Raw genomic sequence first — 17,687 nt, 5'->3', positions numbered from 1 at the left:
AGATCCGGCCGGGCGGCGTCAGCGCGTGCCGATACGGGCGTGGGCCCCGGGTCAGCCGACCGGCTGGACAGCCCGCCCCCCGTCCGACGACGGCCGCTCGAACTGCGTGCGGTACAGCTCCTCGTACCGGCCACCGGCCGCCAGCAGTTCGGTGTGCGTGCCGCTCTCGACGACCCGGCCCGCCTCCAGCACCAGGATCCGGTCGGCCGCCCGTACGGTCGAGAGCCGGTGGGCGATCACCAGGGCGGTCCGGCCCGCCAGGGCCTCGGCCAGCGCCTCCTGGACGGCGGCCTCCGAGGTGGAATCGAGGTGGGCGGTCGCCTCGTCGAGGATCACGACCCGCTGACGGGCCAGCAGCAGCCGGGCGATGGTGAGGCGCTGGCGCTCCCCGCCGGAGAGCCGGTAGCCGCGCTCCCCGACCACGGTGTCGAGCCCGTCGGGCAGCGAGGCGATCAGACCGTCGAGCCGCGAGCGGCGCAGGGCGTCCCAGATCTCGTCCTCGGAGGCGTCGGGCCGGGCGATCAGCAGGTTGGCGCGCACCGACTCGTGGAAGAGGTGGCCGTCCTGGGTGACCATGCCGAGCGTGTCCCGGATCGAGTCGGCACTCAGATCGCGTACGTCGACCCCGTTCAGCCGTACGGAACCGGCGTCCGCGTCGTACAGCCGGGGCAGCAGCTGCGCGATCGTCGACTTGCCCGCCCCGGAGGAGCCCACCAGGGCGATCGTCTGGCCCGGCTCGGCGCGGAATGACACCTCGTGCAGGACCGGTTGCCCGCCCCGGTCGTCGAGCGTGGCGACCTCCTCCAGCGAGGCCAGGGAGACCTTCTCGGCGGTGGGGTAGCCGAAGGACACCTCGTCGAACTCCACGGAGACCGGGCCGTCCGGCACCCGGCGGGCGTGCGGCTTCTGTTCGATCAGCGGCTTCAGGTCCAGGATCTCGAAGACCCGCTCGAAGCTGACGAGCGCGCTCATCACCTCGACCCGGGCCCCGGCGAGGGCGGTGAGCGGTGCGTACAGCCGGGTCAGCAGCAGCGCCAGCGTCACCACGGCCCCCGGGTCCAGGCTGCCGCGCAGGGCGTAGAAGCCGCCGAGCCCGTAGACCAGGGCCAGCGCCAGGGCGGAGACCAGGGTGAGGGCGGTGATGAACGCCGACTGGGCCATCGCCGTACGGACGCCGATGTCACGCACCCGGTCGGCGCGGGCGGCGAACTCGGCCGACTCCTCCGAGGGCCGGCCGAAGAGCTTGACGAGCGTCGCGCCGGGGGCGGAGAACCGCTCGGTCATCTGGGTGCCCATCGCGGCGTTGTGGTCGGCCGCCTCCCGTTGGAGGCCCGCCATCCGGGCTCCCATCCGGCGGGCCGGTACGACGAACACCGGGAGCAGCACCAGCGAGAGCAGGGTGATCTGCCAGGAGATCGTGAGCATCACCGCGAGCGTCAGCAGCAGCGTGACCAGGTTGGAGACGACGCCGGAGAGCGTGTTGCTGAACGCCCGCTGCGCGCCGATCACGTCGTTGTTGAGCCGGCTGACCAGGGCGCCGGTCCGGGTCCGGGTGAAGAAGGCCACCGGCATCTTCTGCACATGGTCGAAGACGGCGGTGCGCAGGCCCAGGATCAGGCCCTCGCCCAGCGTCGCCGACAGCCAGCGGGTGAGCAGACCGAGACCGGCCTCGACGACGGCGATGAGCGCGATGAGCAGGGCGAGCCGGGTGACCGTGCCGGTGTCCTCACCGTTCACGATCGCGTCGACGACCTTCCCGGCCAGCAGCGGAGTGGCCACCGCGAGCAGCGCGGTCAGGACGCTCAGCAGCAGGAACCGGCGAATCCGCCGTCGGTGGGGCCGGGCGAAGAGCATGATGCGGCGCAAGGACGCCCGGGAGAAGGGCCGGCGGTCCTGCTGGGCGTTCATCGCGCTGTGCAGCGAATGCCACGCCGTGACTTCCATGTCCATGGGGCGCTCCGAAATCTTGACGGCCCCCGGATCGCCCGACGGCCTGCTGATCCCCACGGCCGTGCGGCCTCGGGTTCACTCGGAACGCTAGAACCTGAAGTTTGGTTGAGGTCAAGCGCTGAGGGGCGTTCGAGGAGCGGGGGTGGGAGCCTGGCGGGGACGGCCTCGACGAGCGGATGAGGGAGAAACGGCGTGCGTATCGATCTGACGGGCAGGAACGCGGTGGTGACCGGGTCATCGCAGGGCATCGGCCTCGCCATCGCCACCGGGCTGGCCGAGGCGGGGGCCGGGGTCGTCCTCACCGGGCGGACCCAGGGGCGGCTGGACGAGGCGGCGGGGTCGGTGCGTGCCGCGGTGCCGGACGCCTCCGTGGCCACTGTGGCCTGCGACCTGACCACCGAGGAGGGCGCAGAGCTCCTGTACGCGGCCGTGCCCGCCGCCGGCATCCTCGTCAACAACCTCGGCATCTTCGGTTCCCGGCCGCCGCTGGAGATCACCGACGCGGAGTGGCGAACGTACTTCGACACGAACGTGCTCAGCGCCGTGCGCCTCATCCGCCACTACCTGCCCGGGATGACCGGGCAGGGCTGGGGCCGGGTGCTGAACATCGCCAGCGACTCCGCGATCGTGATCCCCGCCGAGATGATCCACTACGGCATGTCGAAGACCGCGCTGCTCGCCGTCTCCCGGGGCTTCGCCAAGGAGGCCGCGGGCACCGGCGTGACGGTGAACTCCGTGATCGCAGGACCCACGCACACCGGCGGCGTGGAGGACTTCGTGTACGAGCTGGTCGACAAGGACCTGCCCTGGGCCGAGGCGCAGCGCGAATTCATGCGGCTGCACCGGCCGCAGTCCCTGCTCCAGCGGCTCATCGAGCCCGAGGAGATCGCGAATCTGGTGGTCTACCTCAGCTCCGCGCAGGCCTCGGCGACGACCGGGGCGGCCGTGCGGGTCGACGGCGGTTACGTGGACTCGATCGTGCCCTGAGCCCGATCGCCGCGGCGATCGCGCGACCGGTCGGAGCGGTCATGCGGGGCTGGCATGATCGAGGGATGAACGAGAGCATCATCGCCGCGTGTGACGGGGCGTCGAAGGGAAATCCGGGACCGGCCGCCTGGGCGTGGGTGGCCGCCGACGCGCAGGGGAACCCGGTGCGCTGGGAGGCCGGCCCGCTCGGCACCGCGACCAACAACGTCGCCGAGCTCACGGCCCTGGCGGAGCTGCTGGAGTCCACCGATCCGGCGGTGTGCGTCGAGGTGCGGATGGACTCGCAGTACGCGATGAACGCCGTGACCAAGTGGCTGCCGGGCTGGAAGCGCAACGGCTGGAAGACCTCCGGCGGCAAGCCCGTCGCCAACCGTGAACTGGTCACCCGCATCGACGCCCTGCTCGCCGACCGCTCGGTGACGTTCCGTTATGTGCCCGCCCACCAGGTGGACGGCGACCCGCTCAACGCGATCGCCGACCAGGCGGCGAGTGAGGTGGCGGTGACCCAGCTTCCGGCCGGTACGGCGCACGGCGCCTCGGCTCTGCCGGTGCCCGCGCCCGCGCGGTCCATGAAGGGGCGTACGGAGGCGTCCGGGGCGTCGAGCGGTGGCTCGGGCGGCGCGAAGGGGAAGAGCGCCGGGGGCGCGTCCCGGAGCGGGCGGTCTGGCGGCACGATCAAGGCGCGCTTCGCGGGCAGGTGCCACTGCGGAAAGCCGTACGCGGCCAAGGAGCCGATCGCGAAGAACCCGAACGGCTGGGGTCACCCGGAGTGCCGCACCGTTCCCGCCTGACCGGGCGGGGAGATCGCGGGGCGCGGGGAACGCCTCAGAGGTCGGCCCAGACGAGCCGGCCCGCCAGTGCGGCGCGGGTGCCCCAGCGGGCCGCCAGCGCGTCGACGAGCAGGAGGCCCCTGCCGTCCTCGGCGAGACGGTCGAGCGCGTCGTCGCCTTCGAGGTCGGCCGCCGCCGGGACCTGGCCGACGGGAAGGCCGGCCGAGTCGGCGGGGGACGCCGGGGCCGGGATCCGGGCCCGGCCGCGGTTCCACACGCAGATACGCACGCCGTGCGTGGAGCGCAGGAGCCGACAGCGGATCCGCCGGGTGCTGGTGTGCTGCACCGCGTTGGTGACCAGTTCGGTCACTATCAGAGCCGCCGCCTCGGTCCGTTCGGCCGGTTCGCCCCAGGCCCGCATGGCCTCCTGGACCCGGTGACGCGCCTCCGGCACACCTCCGGGCAATCGGGGAACCCACCAGCTGTGTGCACCTCGGGTACCTCCGGCACCTTGGACACCTCCGTCATCGGGGGCACGCTCCGCGCAACTGACTATTTCCGACATGTATGCACTCTCGACGCAAAACGCATACTTTGCAAGCGACAGAGTGTGTAATGCTCCGCCCCGGGGCTCGACGGAGAAGGTATGCGCATGCGAGCCCGCTCAGGTCCCACCGTGGAGCACCGCGTCCTCGCGGTCCGTCTCCGCATGCTGCGAGAACGCGCGGGCATCAGCCTGCGGGCCGCGGCCCAGGCACTGGACGCCCACCCCGCCACCGTCCGGCGCATCGAACGTGCCGAGACCGGACTCGACGCCCGGCAGGTCGGCGAACTGCTCCGCTGCTACGGCGTGCCCCCTGCCGAGGCCGAGCCCATCATGGCCGGGCTCTCGGCCGCGAACCTGCCCGGCTGGTGGCACCGCTGGCGGGACGCGATGGATGCCTGGCAGCAGGAGGTCATCGGCGTGGAGTCCTCGGCGAGCCTCGTGCGGACCTGGCACCCGGCGCTGGTGCCCGAGCTGCTGCGCACCCCCGCGTACGCCGCCGCGCTCTACCGCACCCAGTACCCCGACGACAGTCCCGCCCACCGGGAACGCCGGGTCGAGCTGCTGCGGGAGCGCCGCCGCCGGATGTGCGAGCGCGGGACCGCCCTGTGGGCCCTGTTCCCGGCCGCGGCCCTGCACACCCGGGTCGGCGACCGGGAGACCATGGACGGGCAGCGGGGCGCGCTGGCCGAGGCGATGAAGGAGCAGCACGTCACCGTCCAGGTGGTGCCCCTGAACCACCCGCCGCACCCCCTGACCGGCGTACCGCCGCTGCACATCCTCCGGGTGCCCGCCCCCGAGATCGGGGACCAGGCGGTGCTGGAGACCCCGGGCGTACGGGTCGACCTCATCGACGATCCCGATGCCGTGATGGCCCACCGCATCCGGCTGGACGCCGCGTGTGCCGCCGCGCCCGGCCCCGGAACCCCGCTGCCGGAGTGACCGGCCGCCGCCGGGATGCGGCGGGCCCCGACCCCGTACAGCGTGGGGGAGTGGTGCACCTGCGCAAGGCCAAGTGGATCCCGTTGGGGGTCATCGTGCTGGGCGTCGTGCTGGACCTGGTGACCCCGACGGACGTCACCTCCGCGCCCCTGCTGATAGCGGCCCCGGTCGCCGCCGCGCCGCTGCTCGGGCTGCGCGGCATCATCGCCATCGGTGTGCTCGCCATGGCCGTCCACGCGGGCCTCGCGTGGCACGACGGCACCTTCGGCTGGCAGCGGGGCGTCGCCAACCAGCTCACCCTTCTGGCCGTAACCGTGCTGGCCGTCCTCATCAACCGCAGCCTGGAGGGCCGGGACGCCCGGACCCGCCGCGCCCGCCACATCGCCGCCGTGGCCCAGAGCGCCGTCCTGCCCAAGCCCCCCTCGCGCCTCGGGGACCTCAGGATCGCCGCCCGGTACGTGCCCGCCGAGGACGAGGCCATGATCGGCGGTGACCTGTACGTCGTCCAGGACACCCCGCACGGGGTGCGCGTGATGGTCGGGGACGTCCGCGGCAAGGGCCTGGGCGCGGTCAGCGCCGTCTGCGCGGACCTGGGGGCCTTCCGGTACGCGGCGGACGAGGCGAAGGACCTGCCCGGGCTGGTCGCCGCGCTGGAGCGGGCCCTCCTGCGCGAGGGCGGCCGGCGCGGCGGCCAGGAGCAGGACGAGGGGTTCACCACCGCGCTGATCGCCGAGTTCGCCGACGACCTCGGCTCCGTACGGGTCGTCAACCGGGGGCATCCACCGCCGGTGCTGCTGGACGCCGAGGGCCGGGCCACCGTCCTCGAACCGTCCGAGGAGGCGCCCCCGCTCGGGATGAGCGCGCTGGGCACCTGGTCGTGCCCGGTCGACACGTTCCCGTTCCCGCCCGGCGCCACCCTCATCTGCTACACGGACGGGGTCACCGAGGCCCGCGACGAGTCCGGCGTCTTCTACGACGCGTCCGTCCGGCTGCCCTTCCTCGTCCACCACCGCGCGCTGATCGGCGACCCGGCCTCCCCGGCGCAGATCCTCCACCTCCTGATCGAGGACGTCGGCTATCACACCGGCGGCCGGATCCAGGACGATCAGGCTCTCCTCGCCCTGCACCGCCCGGTGGACACGGTCTGAGCCTCTCTGTGTCCCCGTGCTGCCCGGTGGCGCCGCGTGCGTGTTCAGGCGGCTCGGCACAGGGCGTGGTCGATGAGGTCGTGCAGTGCGTCCTCCTGACGGGCCGCGGTCCGCGGGTCCGCGGAGCGGCTGTGCGCGGAGACGGTGACGGCACGTCGGCCGTCCACGCTTGTCGCCGCCCGGACGACGTATCCGAAGCCGCTTCCGCCATGCCCGAGGTAGCCGCCACCGCAGGACAGCGGGGTGAAGAACAGGCCCAGGCCGTCCCGGGTGCCTTCCGGGTGACCGCTGTCCCGTGGCACCGGCACGGTGGTGAGCAGGGCGGTGAGTTCGGCGGGCTTCAGCAGCCGTCCGCCTGCCAGCGCCGCGAAGAAGCGGTTGAGGTCGCGGGCGGTGCCGGTCATCGACCCGTCGGCCCCGCTGTCGAAGGGGCGGTAGGGGATGGTGGTGTCGACCATCGGCCCGTCCGGGACGAACTGCTGGTAGTTGGCCGGGTGCGGATGGGGGAGGTAGGGCCGGATGCCGGGGGTGTCGGTGTTCCGCAGGCCGAGCGGGCGCAGGATGCGGTCCCGGACCTGCTGTTCCCAGGTGCGGCCGGTGACCTTCTCGATGATCATTCCGGCGAGCACGTAGTTCGTGTTCGAATACTCCCAGCCGGCGCCTGCGGGGAAGGCGGGGGCGTGGCGCACGGCCAGGTCCACCAGCTCTTCGGGCTCGTAGGCACGCCACCGGTGGGCGAAGTAGGTCCGGGCGCCCGGGTCGGGGAAGACGTCGTAGATGTAGTCGGACAGGCCACTGGTGTGCCGCAGCAGGTCGCGGAGCGTGATGGTCCGGCCGTCGTTCCCGGCGCCGGACACGACCCCGGGCAGCACCTGCTCCACGCTCTGGTCGAGGGAGAGCCTCTTCTCGCCCACCAGTTGCAGCATGACGGTGGCGACGAACGTCTTGGTGGTGCTGCCCAGGCGCAGGAAGCCGTCCATCGGAACCGGACGGCCGGTGGTCAGGTCCCCCACCCCGGAGCGGGCCGTGACCGTCCCGCGCGGGGTCTCCAGGCGAACCGTCACCCCGGTGACCCCGGTGTCCCGCAGTGCGTCGGCGTCACGCTGCACGGACCACGCCGCCCCGGCCCCGGAGGGGCGCGGCGCGGCCGAAGCCGCGACGGACGGCAGGGGCGACACGGCCAGGGCGAGCACCGCGGCCGATAAGAACGCACGACGAAAGATCATGATGCGAGGTTAGGAACTGCGAGGGCCGTCGACCATCCGGTGTACGCCCCGCTGTGAACGGGGGCCAGCCGGATGGACATCACGCCGGGTGCCTGGCAGAACTCCCTGCCGACTCCCTGCCGTCACGCGCGCCGGCGTCCGGACCTGTCCGCGCGATACGTGTTTGAGGCGTCGATCGTCGGTCACCCGCAGGAAAGACACGTACGGCAACTGACTTACGACATAACGACATCGGGAGTGAGCGGAGTTGAGCAGCATGGAAAACTGGCGCCTGCACGCCGCCTGCCGCGAGGAGGACCCGGACCTGTTCTTCCCCATCGGGAGCACGGGCCCCGCCGTCGTCCAGACCGAGGAGGCCAAGGCCGTCTGCCGGACCTGCCCCGTACAGGCCGCCTGCCTGGAGTGGGCCCTGGAGAACAAGCAGGACTCCGGCATCTGGGGCGGCCTGTCCGAGAACGAGCGACGCGCCCTGAAGCGCCGCAGCCGCCGGCGGGCGGAGGCCCGGGGACGCGGCACGGCCTGACCCGTACCACCGTGCGATGCCGCCATCCTTGGTGGCGACACCGTCGCCACGGGTTCGTCAACCGGGAACTAGTGGGTACACGATGAGCCATGGACACCACCGTTTGGCTCGTTCTCGGCGCCGTGGCCGCGCTGATCATGCTGGCCCTGGCCGTCGTGCTGCTGGTGCGCGTCTTCAAGGCCAGGAAGCTGCTGGTCGACGCCGGGCTCCCGCTGCGCAGCAAGGCGCTCGTCTGGGCGGCCGTCATCTACACCGTGTCACCGGTCGACCTGCTGCCCGACCCCGTCTACCTCGATGACATCGGCTTCCTGCTGGTCGCCCTGCGCTCCCTGCACTCGGCCGCATCGGCAGCCGGACTGCGTACGGGTACGGGTACGGGGGCGAAGACCCCGGTGGAGAGCCGGCCCGACGCCGTGCGCTGAGAAGCGGCGGATTCCTTCCTTCAGCCCGTAAGTCCGTCAGCCGAACGCGGGAGCGCCCTGCGGGGCCGTCCCCGGTCCGGAATCCTGCTGGTCCGGTGAGTCCGGGGCGGGCGGCTGCGGGGCCGACTGCGAGTCGGGCGAGCCCGGCGGGTCCTCCGGCGCGGGCTCGGTTCCCGGGTCGGCCGCAGAAGACGACCTGGACGATCGCGAGGAGGACGAGCAACGGCATCGTCACCTCCTCCTTGCGCACCAGCGCGGAGACAAGGAGGCCGAGCATCATCGCGGTGAAGGACAACAGGGCCACGGCCAGCGTGATTTCGACGAGCGGCGGCAGGAACACCCCTCACCGACCGGCGCGTTGAGATCGACGCCCACCAGTCCCACCAAGGCCAGCACCACGGCCTGGAGGACCGTGATGGTTCCGAGCACGACGATCTTCGACATCAGGTACGCGGATCTGGACACCCCAACGGCTCTCTCCCGCTGGTAGATCACCCGTTCCTTGACCAACTCCCGTACCGCGTTGGCCGCTCCGGTCAGCACCCCGCCCACGCCCCACGCACAGGATCGGCAGGGCGGTCATCGCCGTCTCCTGGGTGAGCCGGCTGCCAGCCAGTGCACGGGCCATGGCGCCCATGACGAAGGGCAGCGCGATCATGATGATCAGGAACGTCCGGTCCGCGCTCAGCGCGGAGGCGCACCGGCGCACCAGGGTGGTGAGTTGGGCACCCCAGTTACGGGTCTTGGGCGGGGGCGCGACCAGCGCTCCGGGTGCGGCAGGCGGCAGATGGGGCTGCGCCGTCGCGTTGTCGATGTACTGGCGGCGGAAGGGCGAGCCGGCGTAGGTGGCCGCCCAGTCGCGGTTGCGGTCGCTCTCGAACGCCTCCGGCCACTCCTCGAAACCGAAGAAGGCGAGGGCGTCCTCCGGAGGGCCGTAGTAGGCGATGCGGCCGCCGGGTGCGAGAACCAGCAGCCGGTCGCAGACCTCCAGGCTCAGCACGCTGTGCGTCACCACGATGACGGTGCGGCCGTCGTCGGCCAGCCCGCGCAGCATGTGCATGACCGAGCGGTCCGTGCCGGGGTCGAGCCCCGAGGTCGGTTCGTCCAGGAAGAGCAGCGAGGGCTTCGTCAGTAGCTCCAGGGCCACGCTCACCCGCTTGCGCTGACCGCCCGAGAGCGAGTGGATCGGCTGGTCGGCGCGCTGTTCGAGGCCGAGTTCCTGGATCACCTCGGCGACTCGCGCCTGCCGCTCCGCCTTCGCGTGTCCTGCGGGAAGCGGAGCTCGGCGGCGTAACCGAGGGCTTTGCGCACGGTCAGCTGTGCGTGCAGGATGTCGTCCTGCGGTACGAGGCCGATGCGCTGGCGCAGCTCGGCGAAGTCCCGGTAGAGGTCACGGCCGTCGTAGAGCACCGTGCCGCTGTCGGCCGGGCGCAGGCCGGTGAGGGCGTTGAGCAGCGTGGACTTCCCCGCGCCGCTGGGCCCCACCACGCCGAGCAGGCACTTCTCGCCGACGGGGAAGGAGACCTTGTCCAGCAGGGTTTTCCCGCTCTTGCCCGCCCGGCCGACCGTCACCTCCAGGTCCTGGACGTCCAGCGACACCTCGCCGGTGTCCACGAACTCCTGGAGGGAGTCGCCGACCAGGCAGAACGCCGAGTGGCCGATACCGACGATGTCGCCGGGGCCGACGAGGCCGCGGGCGACCGGCTGACCGTTGAGGAAGGTTCCGTTGTGGCTGCCGAGGTCGACGATCTCGTGCCGGTCGTCGGGCAGGGCCCGCAGCTCGGCGTGGTGGCGCGAGACCACGAGGTCGTCGATGACGAGATCGTTGGAGGCGTCGCGTCCGATGCGGACCGTTTTCGCCGACAGCGGCCGTACGGTCGTCGGCTGCCGGAACGTACCGGACGCCGCGGGCACCGAGACGGCCGAGGGGCGCTCGGCTGAGGGAGTGGAGGGAGCGGCGGCGGGCGCGGGAGGCTCCCGGCCCAGCAGGACGGCGCGCGGTCCGTCGCTGGGGTTGCCGAAGCGGATCTCGCTGCCCGCGCCGACGTCCGAGGCGTGGATGCGCCGACCGGCGGTGTACGTGCCGTTGGTGCTGTCCTCGTCCTCGATGGTCCAGTGACCGGCCTCGGGATGCAGGATCGCGTGGTGCCAGGAGACCCGGTCGTCCTCGATGACGATGTCGCTGTCGGGGTCGCGCCCGACATGGTAGTCCCGGCTCGGACTCATCACCGTGGAGCCCAGATCGGACTCCAGAACGAGTTCGGGCGCAGTCGGCGTCGCAGGCCGCTCTCCCATGCCTGAATTCTACCGATACGTAACGATCGGCGCCCGCCGTCAGGAGTCAACCGGGCCGCCGGGCACCGAGGCCCTCCGCGGGCTCGTCCTCAGCGCGACACGGTGGCCAGGATGACCTTCCCGCCGCCCGCCGCCTCACGGACCCGTACTTCCTGGGCCAGTCGCTGGACCATCGGCCAGCCGAAGCCGCCGGTCCGGCCCGTCAGGTCGGGCGTCCGGTCCTGCGGGTGCGCCGGGCTCGGGTCGGTGACCCGGACGTGGACGCCCCTGCGGTCCGCCGTCAGCCACAGTGCCGTGACGGCCCCCGCGTGCAGAACGGCATTGGTGACCAGTTCCGACACCAGGAGCAGGAGGTTCTGGACCATGTGCGAGGTCGGCGCGGGATGCAGTCGTGCGACGAAGGCGCTGACGGCGTCCCGTGCGTCGGCGGCCTTCTCCGGCCGGCAGACGAAATCGGTACGAGTCTCGCCGTCCGGTGAAAACGTCATCAGAATACGGTCGTTCATAGCTTCCACCCCGTCGCGTGAGCTTTCTGGCTGCAGTGCGCGTACCCCCGAAACGGCATTTCATGGAATCCGACCGGGGAAAGTGCGCGGAGTACACCGAACGGCTCAGCCTCCGTCTCCGCCCCCGCTCCCGTCTCCGTACCCGCTCCCTTCCCCGTGCCTGCTTCCTTCTCCGTCCCCGGCTCCGAGCCGGTCCCGCTGGATCCGGTGCGCCAGGGTGCGGCGCACCGAGGCCGACCCGGTGACGGCCGCCTCCGTGGGGACGTCGAGTCCGCGGCTGATCGTGTCGTACGTGCTCCGATGGCTGACGGGCAGGTCCGCCCGACGCTCCCTCAGGTCCTCCTCGACGAGGCGGCGCAGCGCATCCACGTTCTGCGGAGTGAAGCGCTTCCGGCCTCGGCCGAGGGCGTCGACCAGGCGTGTGCAGCGGGCGTCGTCGTGGAGTGCCTCGGAGATCTCCTCCGCCAGGCCCCACAACCGCCCTTCGAGCCAGGGCGTGTCGTGCTGGTCGAGCGCGACGCCCGGCGGGTGCGCCGACTCGTCCGGTCGGCACTTCGCCACCTGTTTGGAAACGGCGGGCTGGCTCATGCCGGTGAGCCGGGCGATCCTCTCCTGGGTCCAGCCGAGGCCGGCGAACAATGTGATCATTTCGCTGCGCAACCGACGCGCCTGCTCTCCCGCGCGGATGACCTCGTTCATGCCGGTGAACATTCTGGCCGCCTGTTTCTCGGTCAGGAACGCGGGGCAGTGGCGCATTTCCTCGTCATCTCTCATGGCTCGGTTGTACCCGAAATCGATGATTTCCATAACCCAGTTGTACAACCACGTTATGGAGATCGGGGAGGGTGTCGCCATGTCGTCATGTCGCTGCCTCCGGCGTCCGGGAGGGTCCGGACCGCCCGTCGCGCCCCCGGCGTGGGCCGCAGTGGCCGACCCGTGCGGGGGTCTGCTTTCTATCGTTGAAAATTCTGCGTGCACGACCGTTGTGCAGTGTTTGGTGTTGTGGCTCAATGTTCGACTATGTGCAGTGCCTCACAGGTTCGAGGCACCCCCGGCTCTTCGACGAGGACGACGCCTTGAGACGACAACACCCGCGCCCACGTGCCCTCTTCAGGGCTCTGACCTGCGCTGCGGCGCTGCTCATACCGGTCGGTGCCACCCTGGTGCCGACGGCGGCCGCCGCACCCGCCGTACCGGCCGAAGCCACCGCGAAGGCCTTCACGGCCGACGACCCGGTCACCGATGTCCATGGGCTGAAGGGCGAATACTTCAGCATGTCCGCCCCGGGCGCCCGTGACTTCGCCGAGCTAGGCGCCACAACCCTGGACCCGGACATCAACTTCCCCGGTCTCACCGGCACGTTCGAGTCGGCCACCGGCAAGACCGAGCACACGACGGCCCGTTGGACGGGGCAGCTCGAAGCCCCCGAGGACGGCGACTACACCTTCTCCGCCATCGGCGACAACGGCTTCCGGCTCTTCCTCGACGGAAACGTTGTCATCGACCACTGGGAGCCGGACTGGGACAAGGAGCAGCGCAGCGCTCCGATCACCCTGAAGGCGGGGGAGAAGCACGACTTCAAGCTGGAGATGTTCCAGGACGTCGGCGGCGCCAGCATGTTCCTGCGCTGGGAGGCCGACGGCCTGAAGAAGCAGATCGTCCCCGAGTCCGCGTTCACCCCGCCCGCCGACTTCGAGGTCTACCCGGTCGCCCTGAGTGTCGCGCAGAACGGCAAGCGCCTCCAGGCCACCTTCCGGGACCGCGTCTCGGACTACCGCAAGGTGAAGGAGCACCTCAAGATCGAGGTCGACACCTCCCCGATGCCGGTGAAGTCGGTGAACCGGGCCTCCGACAACCCGAAGGCCCTGGTCATCGATCTCGCCGCGCCGGTCCAGAAGGACCAGCGCGTCAAGGTCGCCTACGACGGTGAGGGCGGTCTGAAGTCGGGGACCGAGACCGTCCCGGAGATCGGCCGCACCGCGAAGAACCTCTCCACGCACCGCCTCACCACCACCTGGGGCGACAAGCTGGACAAGAACAACCCGCTGCCCGAATACCCCCGGCCGCAGCAGGTCCGCGACCGGTGGAAGAACCTCAACGGCCCCTGGGAGTTCGCCGGGGCGACCGAGGGTGAGCAGCCGGTCTTCGGCAAGAAGCTCGACGAGAAGATCACCGTGCCGTTCCCGGTCGAGTCCCAGCTCTCCGGCCTGGAGCGCGACGAGGACCACATGTTCTACCGCAAGCTCGTCACCGTGCCGAAGAACTGGTCGATCGGCAAGGGCGGCAAGGGTGCGTCCGGCAAGGACCAGCGGCTGAAGCTCAACTTCGACGCCGTCGACTACCGCTCCACCGTGTGGGTCAACGGCACGAAGGTCGCCGAACACACCGGCGGCTACACCGGGTTCAGCGCCGACATCACCGACGCGCTGAAGGGCACCGGCCCCCAGGAGATCGTCGTCGCGGTCACCGACAAGACCGGTCCCAACCAGCCCAAGGGCAAGCAGTCCACCAACCCCGGCGGCATCGTCTACACCCCGACCTCCGGCATCTGGCAGACCGTGTGGATGGAGCCGGTCGCCCCCGCCGCCATCGACTCCCTCACCACCACGCCGGACATCGACACCGGCCGCCTCGCGGTGACCGTCAACTCCGCGAAGGCGTCCGCCGACGCCCGGATCACCGCCGTCGCCCGCGACCGCAAGGGCAAGGTCGTCGGTACGGTCAGCGGCCCCGCCAACCGCAAGCTCAGCCTCCAGCTCAAGAACCAGCACCTCTGGTCGCCCGACGACCCCTACCTGTACGACCTCGACATCTCCCTCACCGACGGCCGTTCCAAGGACAGTGTCGAAAGCTACTTCGGCATGCGGCAGTTGAAGGTCGACAAGGTGGGCGGCTACCAGAAGCTCGTCCTCAACGGGAAGCCGTTCTTCTCCCTCGCCATGCTCGACCAGGGCTTCTGGCCCGACGGGCTGTACACCCAGCCCAGCGACGCGGCCCTCACCTTCGACCTGAAGGCGCAGAAGGACCTCGGCTTCAACGCCGTACGCAAGCACATCAAGGTGGAGTCGCCGCGCTGGTACTACCACGCGGACCGGCTCGGGCTGCTCGTGTGGCAGGACTTCGTCAACGCCGACATCGACAACGACGCCGGCAAGGACGCCTTCCTCACCCAGGGCAAGGAGTTGATGAAGCAGTTCCACAACTACCCCTCGATCAGCGGCTGGATCGTCTTCAACGAGGGCTGGGGCGAGTGGGACCGCACCGAGACCGGAAAGATCGCCGAGGACGTCAAGGCGCTCGACCCGTCCCGCGTGGTCAACGCGCACAGCGGAGTCAACTGCTGCGCCTCCAAGGGTGATTCCGGCAAGGGCGAGATCATCGACCACCACGACTACGTGAACAACGACCCGGCCTTCCCGGACGAGCATCGCGCCGCGATGGACGGCGAGCACGGCGGCTTCACGCTCCGGACCCCCGGGCACATGTGGCCGGGTGCCCCCGCCAACATCTACTCCGGGGTCGCGGACAAGGACGCTCTCACCGCGAAGTATGTCGACAACACGCGTACGTACTACCTCGCGGCCGCCGGCGCCGAACTGTCCGGATCGGTCTACACCCAGGTGAGCGACCTGGAGAACGAGCTCAACGGGCTCTGGACGTACGACCGCCGAGAGATCAAGGTCGACCCGAAGAAGGTCCGGGAGATCAACCGCCAGGTCATCGCCGCCGGGGCGAAGGCCGGTGAGCGCGACGAGCTGAAGGGCGGCGGCTCCTGGTCGCTCGACGAGAACAAGGGCACGACCGCCCGCGACACCGGACCCAACAAGGCCCACCTCGCCCTGGCGGGCGGCACGTCCTGGGCCCCGGGCGTCACGGGCTCGGCGCTGAAGTTCAACGGCGAGGGGCAGTACGCCGAGAGTCCCGGCCCTGTCGTGGACACCACCAAGGACTACACTGTCTCCGCGTGGGCCAGCCTCGATGCCGTGCCGGGCAACTACGCCACCGTCGTCAGCCAGGACGGCCGGCGCACCGAGAACCCCTTCTATCTCCAGTACGGGCAGGGCGCGTTCGCCTTCTCCACCCCGGGCGGCAAGCGCGCCCGCCTGGAGGTCACCCCGGAGACCGGGAAGTGGTACCACCTGGTCGGGGTCCGCAAGGGCGACGAGATCACGCTGTACGTCGACGGGAAGCCCGCCGCCACCACGGAGGCCGGTCCCGCCGAAGTGAGCTCCGGCCCGCTCTCCGTCGGGCGGGCCCGGTACGACGGCGCCAGGACCGACTTCTGGAACGGCTCCGTCGATGAGGTCGGGGTGTACGACAAGGCCCTGACCGCCGAGGAGGTGTCCGCGCTCCACGGCCGTCAGAAGCCGTAACCGGAAGGGCGGAGGGTCCGTTCCCGGCGCCGGGGTTCCGGCTTCGGAAACGGACCCGTCCTCATCTACGACATCTACAACTCACGGACTATTCATGCGTGTTGCGTCATCACCAAGGCGGAGAAAAGGCGCACCCGCCGGGTGATCCGTAGACCCCGCCGCATCCTGAATGATCCCTCCTGTCCGAACTGGTGACCGGAAGGATCGATTTCGTGCGCACACGACGTCTCGTGCCCCTGTTAGCGGTGAGCATCACGGCAACCCTGGCCCCCGCGCTCGCCACCTCGACGGCGACCGCCGCCCCGGCGGCCATCCCTGCGGCGTCGGCCCCCTCGGCCGCCGTCCCGACCGCCGCCTGGAGCGCGCTGGACCGGTACACGCAGCAGAAGCCGCGGTGGAAGCGGTGCGACGAGGCCGAGGCCCCGCCCGAGATCCAGTGCGCCACGATCAAGGTCCCGCTGGACTACCGGAAGCCCGGCGGCAAGCGGATCGACCTGGCGATATCCCGGATCAAGGCGACTGCGCCCGGCAAGCGCCAGGGAGTCCTGCTCTCCAACCCCGGCGGGCCCGGCGGCCCGGGACTGTACCTGCCGCTGGGCATGGCCGAGTGGCTGCCCGCCGCCGCGCGGCAGCAGTACGACCTCATCGGCTTCGACCCGCGCGGGGTGGGAACCAGCACCCCGGTCACCTGCGGGTTGAAGCCGGAGGAGGAGAACTGGCTGCGGCCGTACAAGCCGGAGACCTTCGGCGACGACGTCGCCTGGGCGCGGACGGTCGCCCGCAAGTGCGAGGAGAAGGCGGGCGACACACTCCCGCACATCACCACCCGCAACACCGCACGCGACATGGACCTGATCCGGGCGGCCCTCGGCGAGAAGAAGATCAACTACCTGGGGTACTCGTACGGCACCTACCTGGGCGCCGTCTACACCCAGCTCTTCCCGAAGCGCGCCGGCCGGTTCGTCCTGGACAGCGCGGTCGACCCGGAACGTGCCTGGCGCGGGATGATCCAGTGGTGGGCCGAGGGTGCCGAGCCCGCGTTCGACCGGTGGACCGCGTGGGCCGCCGAGCGTTCGGGGACGTACGGCCTCGGTGACACCCCGAAGAAGGTCGAGGGGACCTTCTGGGACCTGGTCGCGCGGGCCGACGAGAAGCCGATCGACCTGGACGGGCAGTCGGTCACCGGCGACGACGTCCGGATGGGCATGAGGGCCGCGTTCTTCACCCCGAAGAACGCCACCGAGGCGTTCGTGGAGCTGAAGAACGCCGCCGACGGCGAGACCGTCGCGCCGAAGAAGCTCAAGGAATTCCTCCGGCCCGAGCAGCGCTACGTGGCGGGCGCGACCGCCGCCACGCCGGCCGACAACGGAACCGCGAGCTTCTGGGCCGTGGTGTGCGGCGACAACTCGGCCGCCTGGTCCCGCAACCCCGAGAGCTACCGTCGGGACGCCGTCGCGGACAAGGGCCGCTACCCGATCTTCGGGGACTTCGCGTCCAGCATCAAGCCGTGCGCCTTCTGGGACCGGTCCGTGGAGCGGGCGACCGAGGTGAACAACAAGGTCGGCTCTCTGGTCGTCCAGAACGAATGGGACTCGCAGACGCCGCTCCCCAGCGGCCAGGCCCTGCACCGGCAGTTGAAGGGGTCGAAGATGGTCACCGTCCTCGGTGGCGAGGGGCACGCCATCTACCCCAGCGGCAACCCGTGCACGGACGGCGCGATCAACCGCTACCTGGTGAGCGGCAAGCTCCCGGCGAAGGACGTGACCTGCCGGGCGACCTTGGAGTCGAACGGGCAGGCACGGCAGAACCGCAAGCAGGACGTGCTTCCCGGCTCGCCGCTCCCGAAGCGCACCCCGGACCGTTTCTGATCCGCTGAAGGGGCCGGCCGTACGAGCAGCCGGCGGGCAGGCCGGGCTCAGCCACAACCTTCAGTGAAAGGGGCCCGGCCGCGACGGAAAGAACCTTCTCCGCCGCCGCCGGGCCCCCCCCCGTGCCCCTGGT

13 protein-coding genes and 1 pseudogene are annotated in these 17,687 nt (G+C 70.8%); 8 read left to right on the top strand and 6 right to left on the bottom strand.

The window, feature by feature from the left end; all coding sequences use genetic code 11:
• Nucleotides 1-51: 51 nt before the first annotated feature.
• Nucleotides 52-1,950 carry an ABC transporter ATP-binding protein gene (locus ACFWM7_RS22780; RefSeq protein WP_383263332.1) on the bottom strand — a complete coding sequence of 633 codons (1,899 nt, stop codon included), beginning with the start codon at nucleotides 1,948-1,950 and terminating at the stop codon, nucleotides 52-54.
• Nucleotides 1,951-2,142: 192 nt separating this feature from the next.
• On the opposite strand from ACFWM7_RS22780, the gene ACFWM7_RS22775 reads away from it, so the two are divergent.
• A complete protein-coding gene (locus ACFWM7_RS22775; protein ID WP_383263331.1) occupies nucleotides 2,143-2,937 on the top strand; it encodes an SDR family NAD(P)-dependent oxidoreductase in 795 nt (264 codons plus the stop codon).
• Nucleotides 2,938-3,002: 65 nt separating this feature from the next.
• Nucleotides 3,003-3,728 (top strand): ribonuclease H, encoded by a 726-nt coding sequence (locus ACFWM7_RS22770; protein WP_383263329.1) that lies wholly within the window; start codon nucleotides 3,003-3,005, stop codon nucleotides 3,726-3,728.
• A 34-nt stretch (nucleotides 3,729-3,762) separates the two neighbouring features.
• Here the strand turns inward: ACFWM7_RS22770 and ACFWM7_RS22765 are convergent, their stop codons facing one another.
• The gene (locus ACFWM7_RS22765) at nucleotides 3,763-4,128 is read right to left on the bottom strand and encodes an ATP-binding protein (protein WP_383263336.1); all 366 of its coding nucleotides are present in this window, start codon (nucleotides 4,126-4,128) and stop codon (nucleotides 3,763-3,765) included.
• Between the two features lie 231 nt (nucleotides 4,129-4,359).
• Here ACFWM7_RS22765 and ACFWM7_RS22760 point away from each other — a divergent pair, with 231 nt between their 5' ends.
• Both ACFWM7_RS22760 and ACFWM7_RS22755 read left to right on the top strand, forming a co-directional pair.
• Nucleotides 4,360-5,193, top strand: coding sequence for a Scr1 family TA system antitoxin-like transcriptional regulator (locus ACFWM7_RS22760; RefSeq protein WP_383263327.1), 834 nt, complete (start codon nucleotides 4,360-4,362; stop codon nucleotides 5,191-5,193).
• A 50-nt stretch (nucleotides 5,194-5,243) separates the two neighbouring features.
• Nucleotides 5,244-6,341 carry a PP2C family protein-serine/threonine phosphatase gene (locus ACFWM7_RS22755; protein ID WP_383263335.1) on the top strand — a complete coding sequence of 366 codons (1,098 nt, stop codon included), beginning with the start codon at nucleotides 5,244-5,246 and terminating at the stop codon, nucleotides 6,339-6,341.
• 44 nt (nucleotides 6,342-6,385) lie between these two features.
• Here ACFWM7_RS22755 and ACFWM7_RS22750 read toward each other — a convergent pair whose 3' ends face one another.
• Nucleotides 6,386-7,567 carry a serine hydrolase domain-containing protein gene (locus ACFWM7_RS22750; protein WP_383263325.1) on the bottom strand — a complete coding sequence of 394 codons (1,182 nt, stop codon included), beginning with the start codon at nucleotides 7,565-7,567 and terminating at the stop codon, nucleotides 6,386-6,388.
• 256 nt (nucleotides 7,568-7,823) lie between these two features.
• Between ACFWM7_RS22750 and ACFWM7_RS22745 the strand changes: the two genes are divergently transcribed.
• Together ACFWM7_RS22745 and ACFWM7_RS22740 are read left to right on the top strand one after the other, a co-directional pair.
• Complete coding sequence (locus ACFWM7_RS22745) at nucleotides 7,824-8,090, top strand: WhiB family transcriptional regulator (protein ID WP_383263324.1); 267 nt, start codon at nucleotides 7,824-7,826, stop codon at nucleotides 8,088-8,090.
• A gap of 89 nt (nucleotides 8,091-8,179) precedes the next feature.
• Nucleotides 8,180-8,512 (top strand): YkvA family protein, encoded by a 333-nt coding sequence (locus ACFWM7_RS22740; protein WP_383263323.1) that lies wholly within the window; start codon nucleotides 8,180-8,182, stop codon nucleotides 8,510-8,512.
• 181 nt (nucleotides 8,513-8,693) lie between these two features.
• On the opposite strand, the pseudogene ACFWM7_RS22735 reads toward ACFWM7_RS22740, so the two are convergent.
• From ACFWM7_RS22735 to ACFWM7_RS22725, 3 genes and pseudogenes are all read right to left on the bottom strand, one after another.
• Nucleotides 8,694-10,807: pseudogene (locus tag ACFWM7_RS22735) on the bottom strand (FHA domain-containing protein); the annotation flags it as partial.
• An 89-nt stretch (nucleotides 10,808-10,896) separates the two neighbouring features.
• Nucleotides 10,897-11,313, bottom strand: coding sequence for an ATP-binding protein (locus ACFWM7_RS22730; protein ID WP_383263322.1), 417 nt, complete (start codon nucleotides 11,311-11,313; stop codon nucleotides 10,897-10,899).
• Between the two features lie 105 nt (nucleotides 11,314-11,418).
• Entirely contained in the window at nucleotides 11,419-12,087 is a 669-nt protein-coding gene (locus ACFWM7_RS22725; RefSeq protein ID WP_383263320.1) for a sigma-70 family RNA polymerase sigma factor, read from the bottom strand.
• 236 nt (nucleotides 12,088-12,323) lie between these two features.
• Between ACFWM7_RS22725 and ACFWM7_RS22720 the strand changes: the two genes are divergently transcribed.
• Together ACFWM7_RS22720 and ACFWM7_RS22715 are read left to right on the top strand one after the other, a co-directional pair.
• The gene (locus ACFWM7_RS22720; protein ID WP_383263319.1) at nucleotides 12,324-15,686 is read left to right on the top strand and encodes a LamG-like jellyroll fold domain-containing protein; all 3,363 of its coding nucleotides are present in this window, start codon (nucleotides 12,324-12,326) and stop codon (nucleotides 15,684-15,686) included.
• A gap of 212 nt (nucleotides 15,687-15,898) precedes the next feature.
• Nucleotides 15,899-17,554, top strand: coding sequence for an alpha/beta hydrolase (locus ACFWM7_RS22715; RefSeq protein ID WP_383263333.1), 1,656 nt, complete (start codon nucleotides 15,899-15,901; stop codon nucleotides 17,552-17,554).
• The last annotated feature ends 133 nt before the right edge of the window (nucleotides 17,555-17,687 follow it).

Origin of the sequence: Streptomyces sp. NPDC058375, from assembly GCF_042723425.1 — a bacterium.
Classification (GTDB): Bacteria; Actinomycetota; Actinomycetes; order Streptomycetales; family Streptomycetaceae; genus Streptomyces; species Streptomyces durocortorensis.
This window is presented reverse-complemented; position numbering and strand designations above follow the sequence as displayed.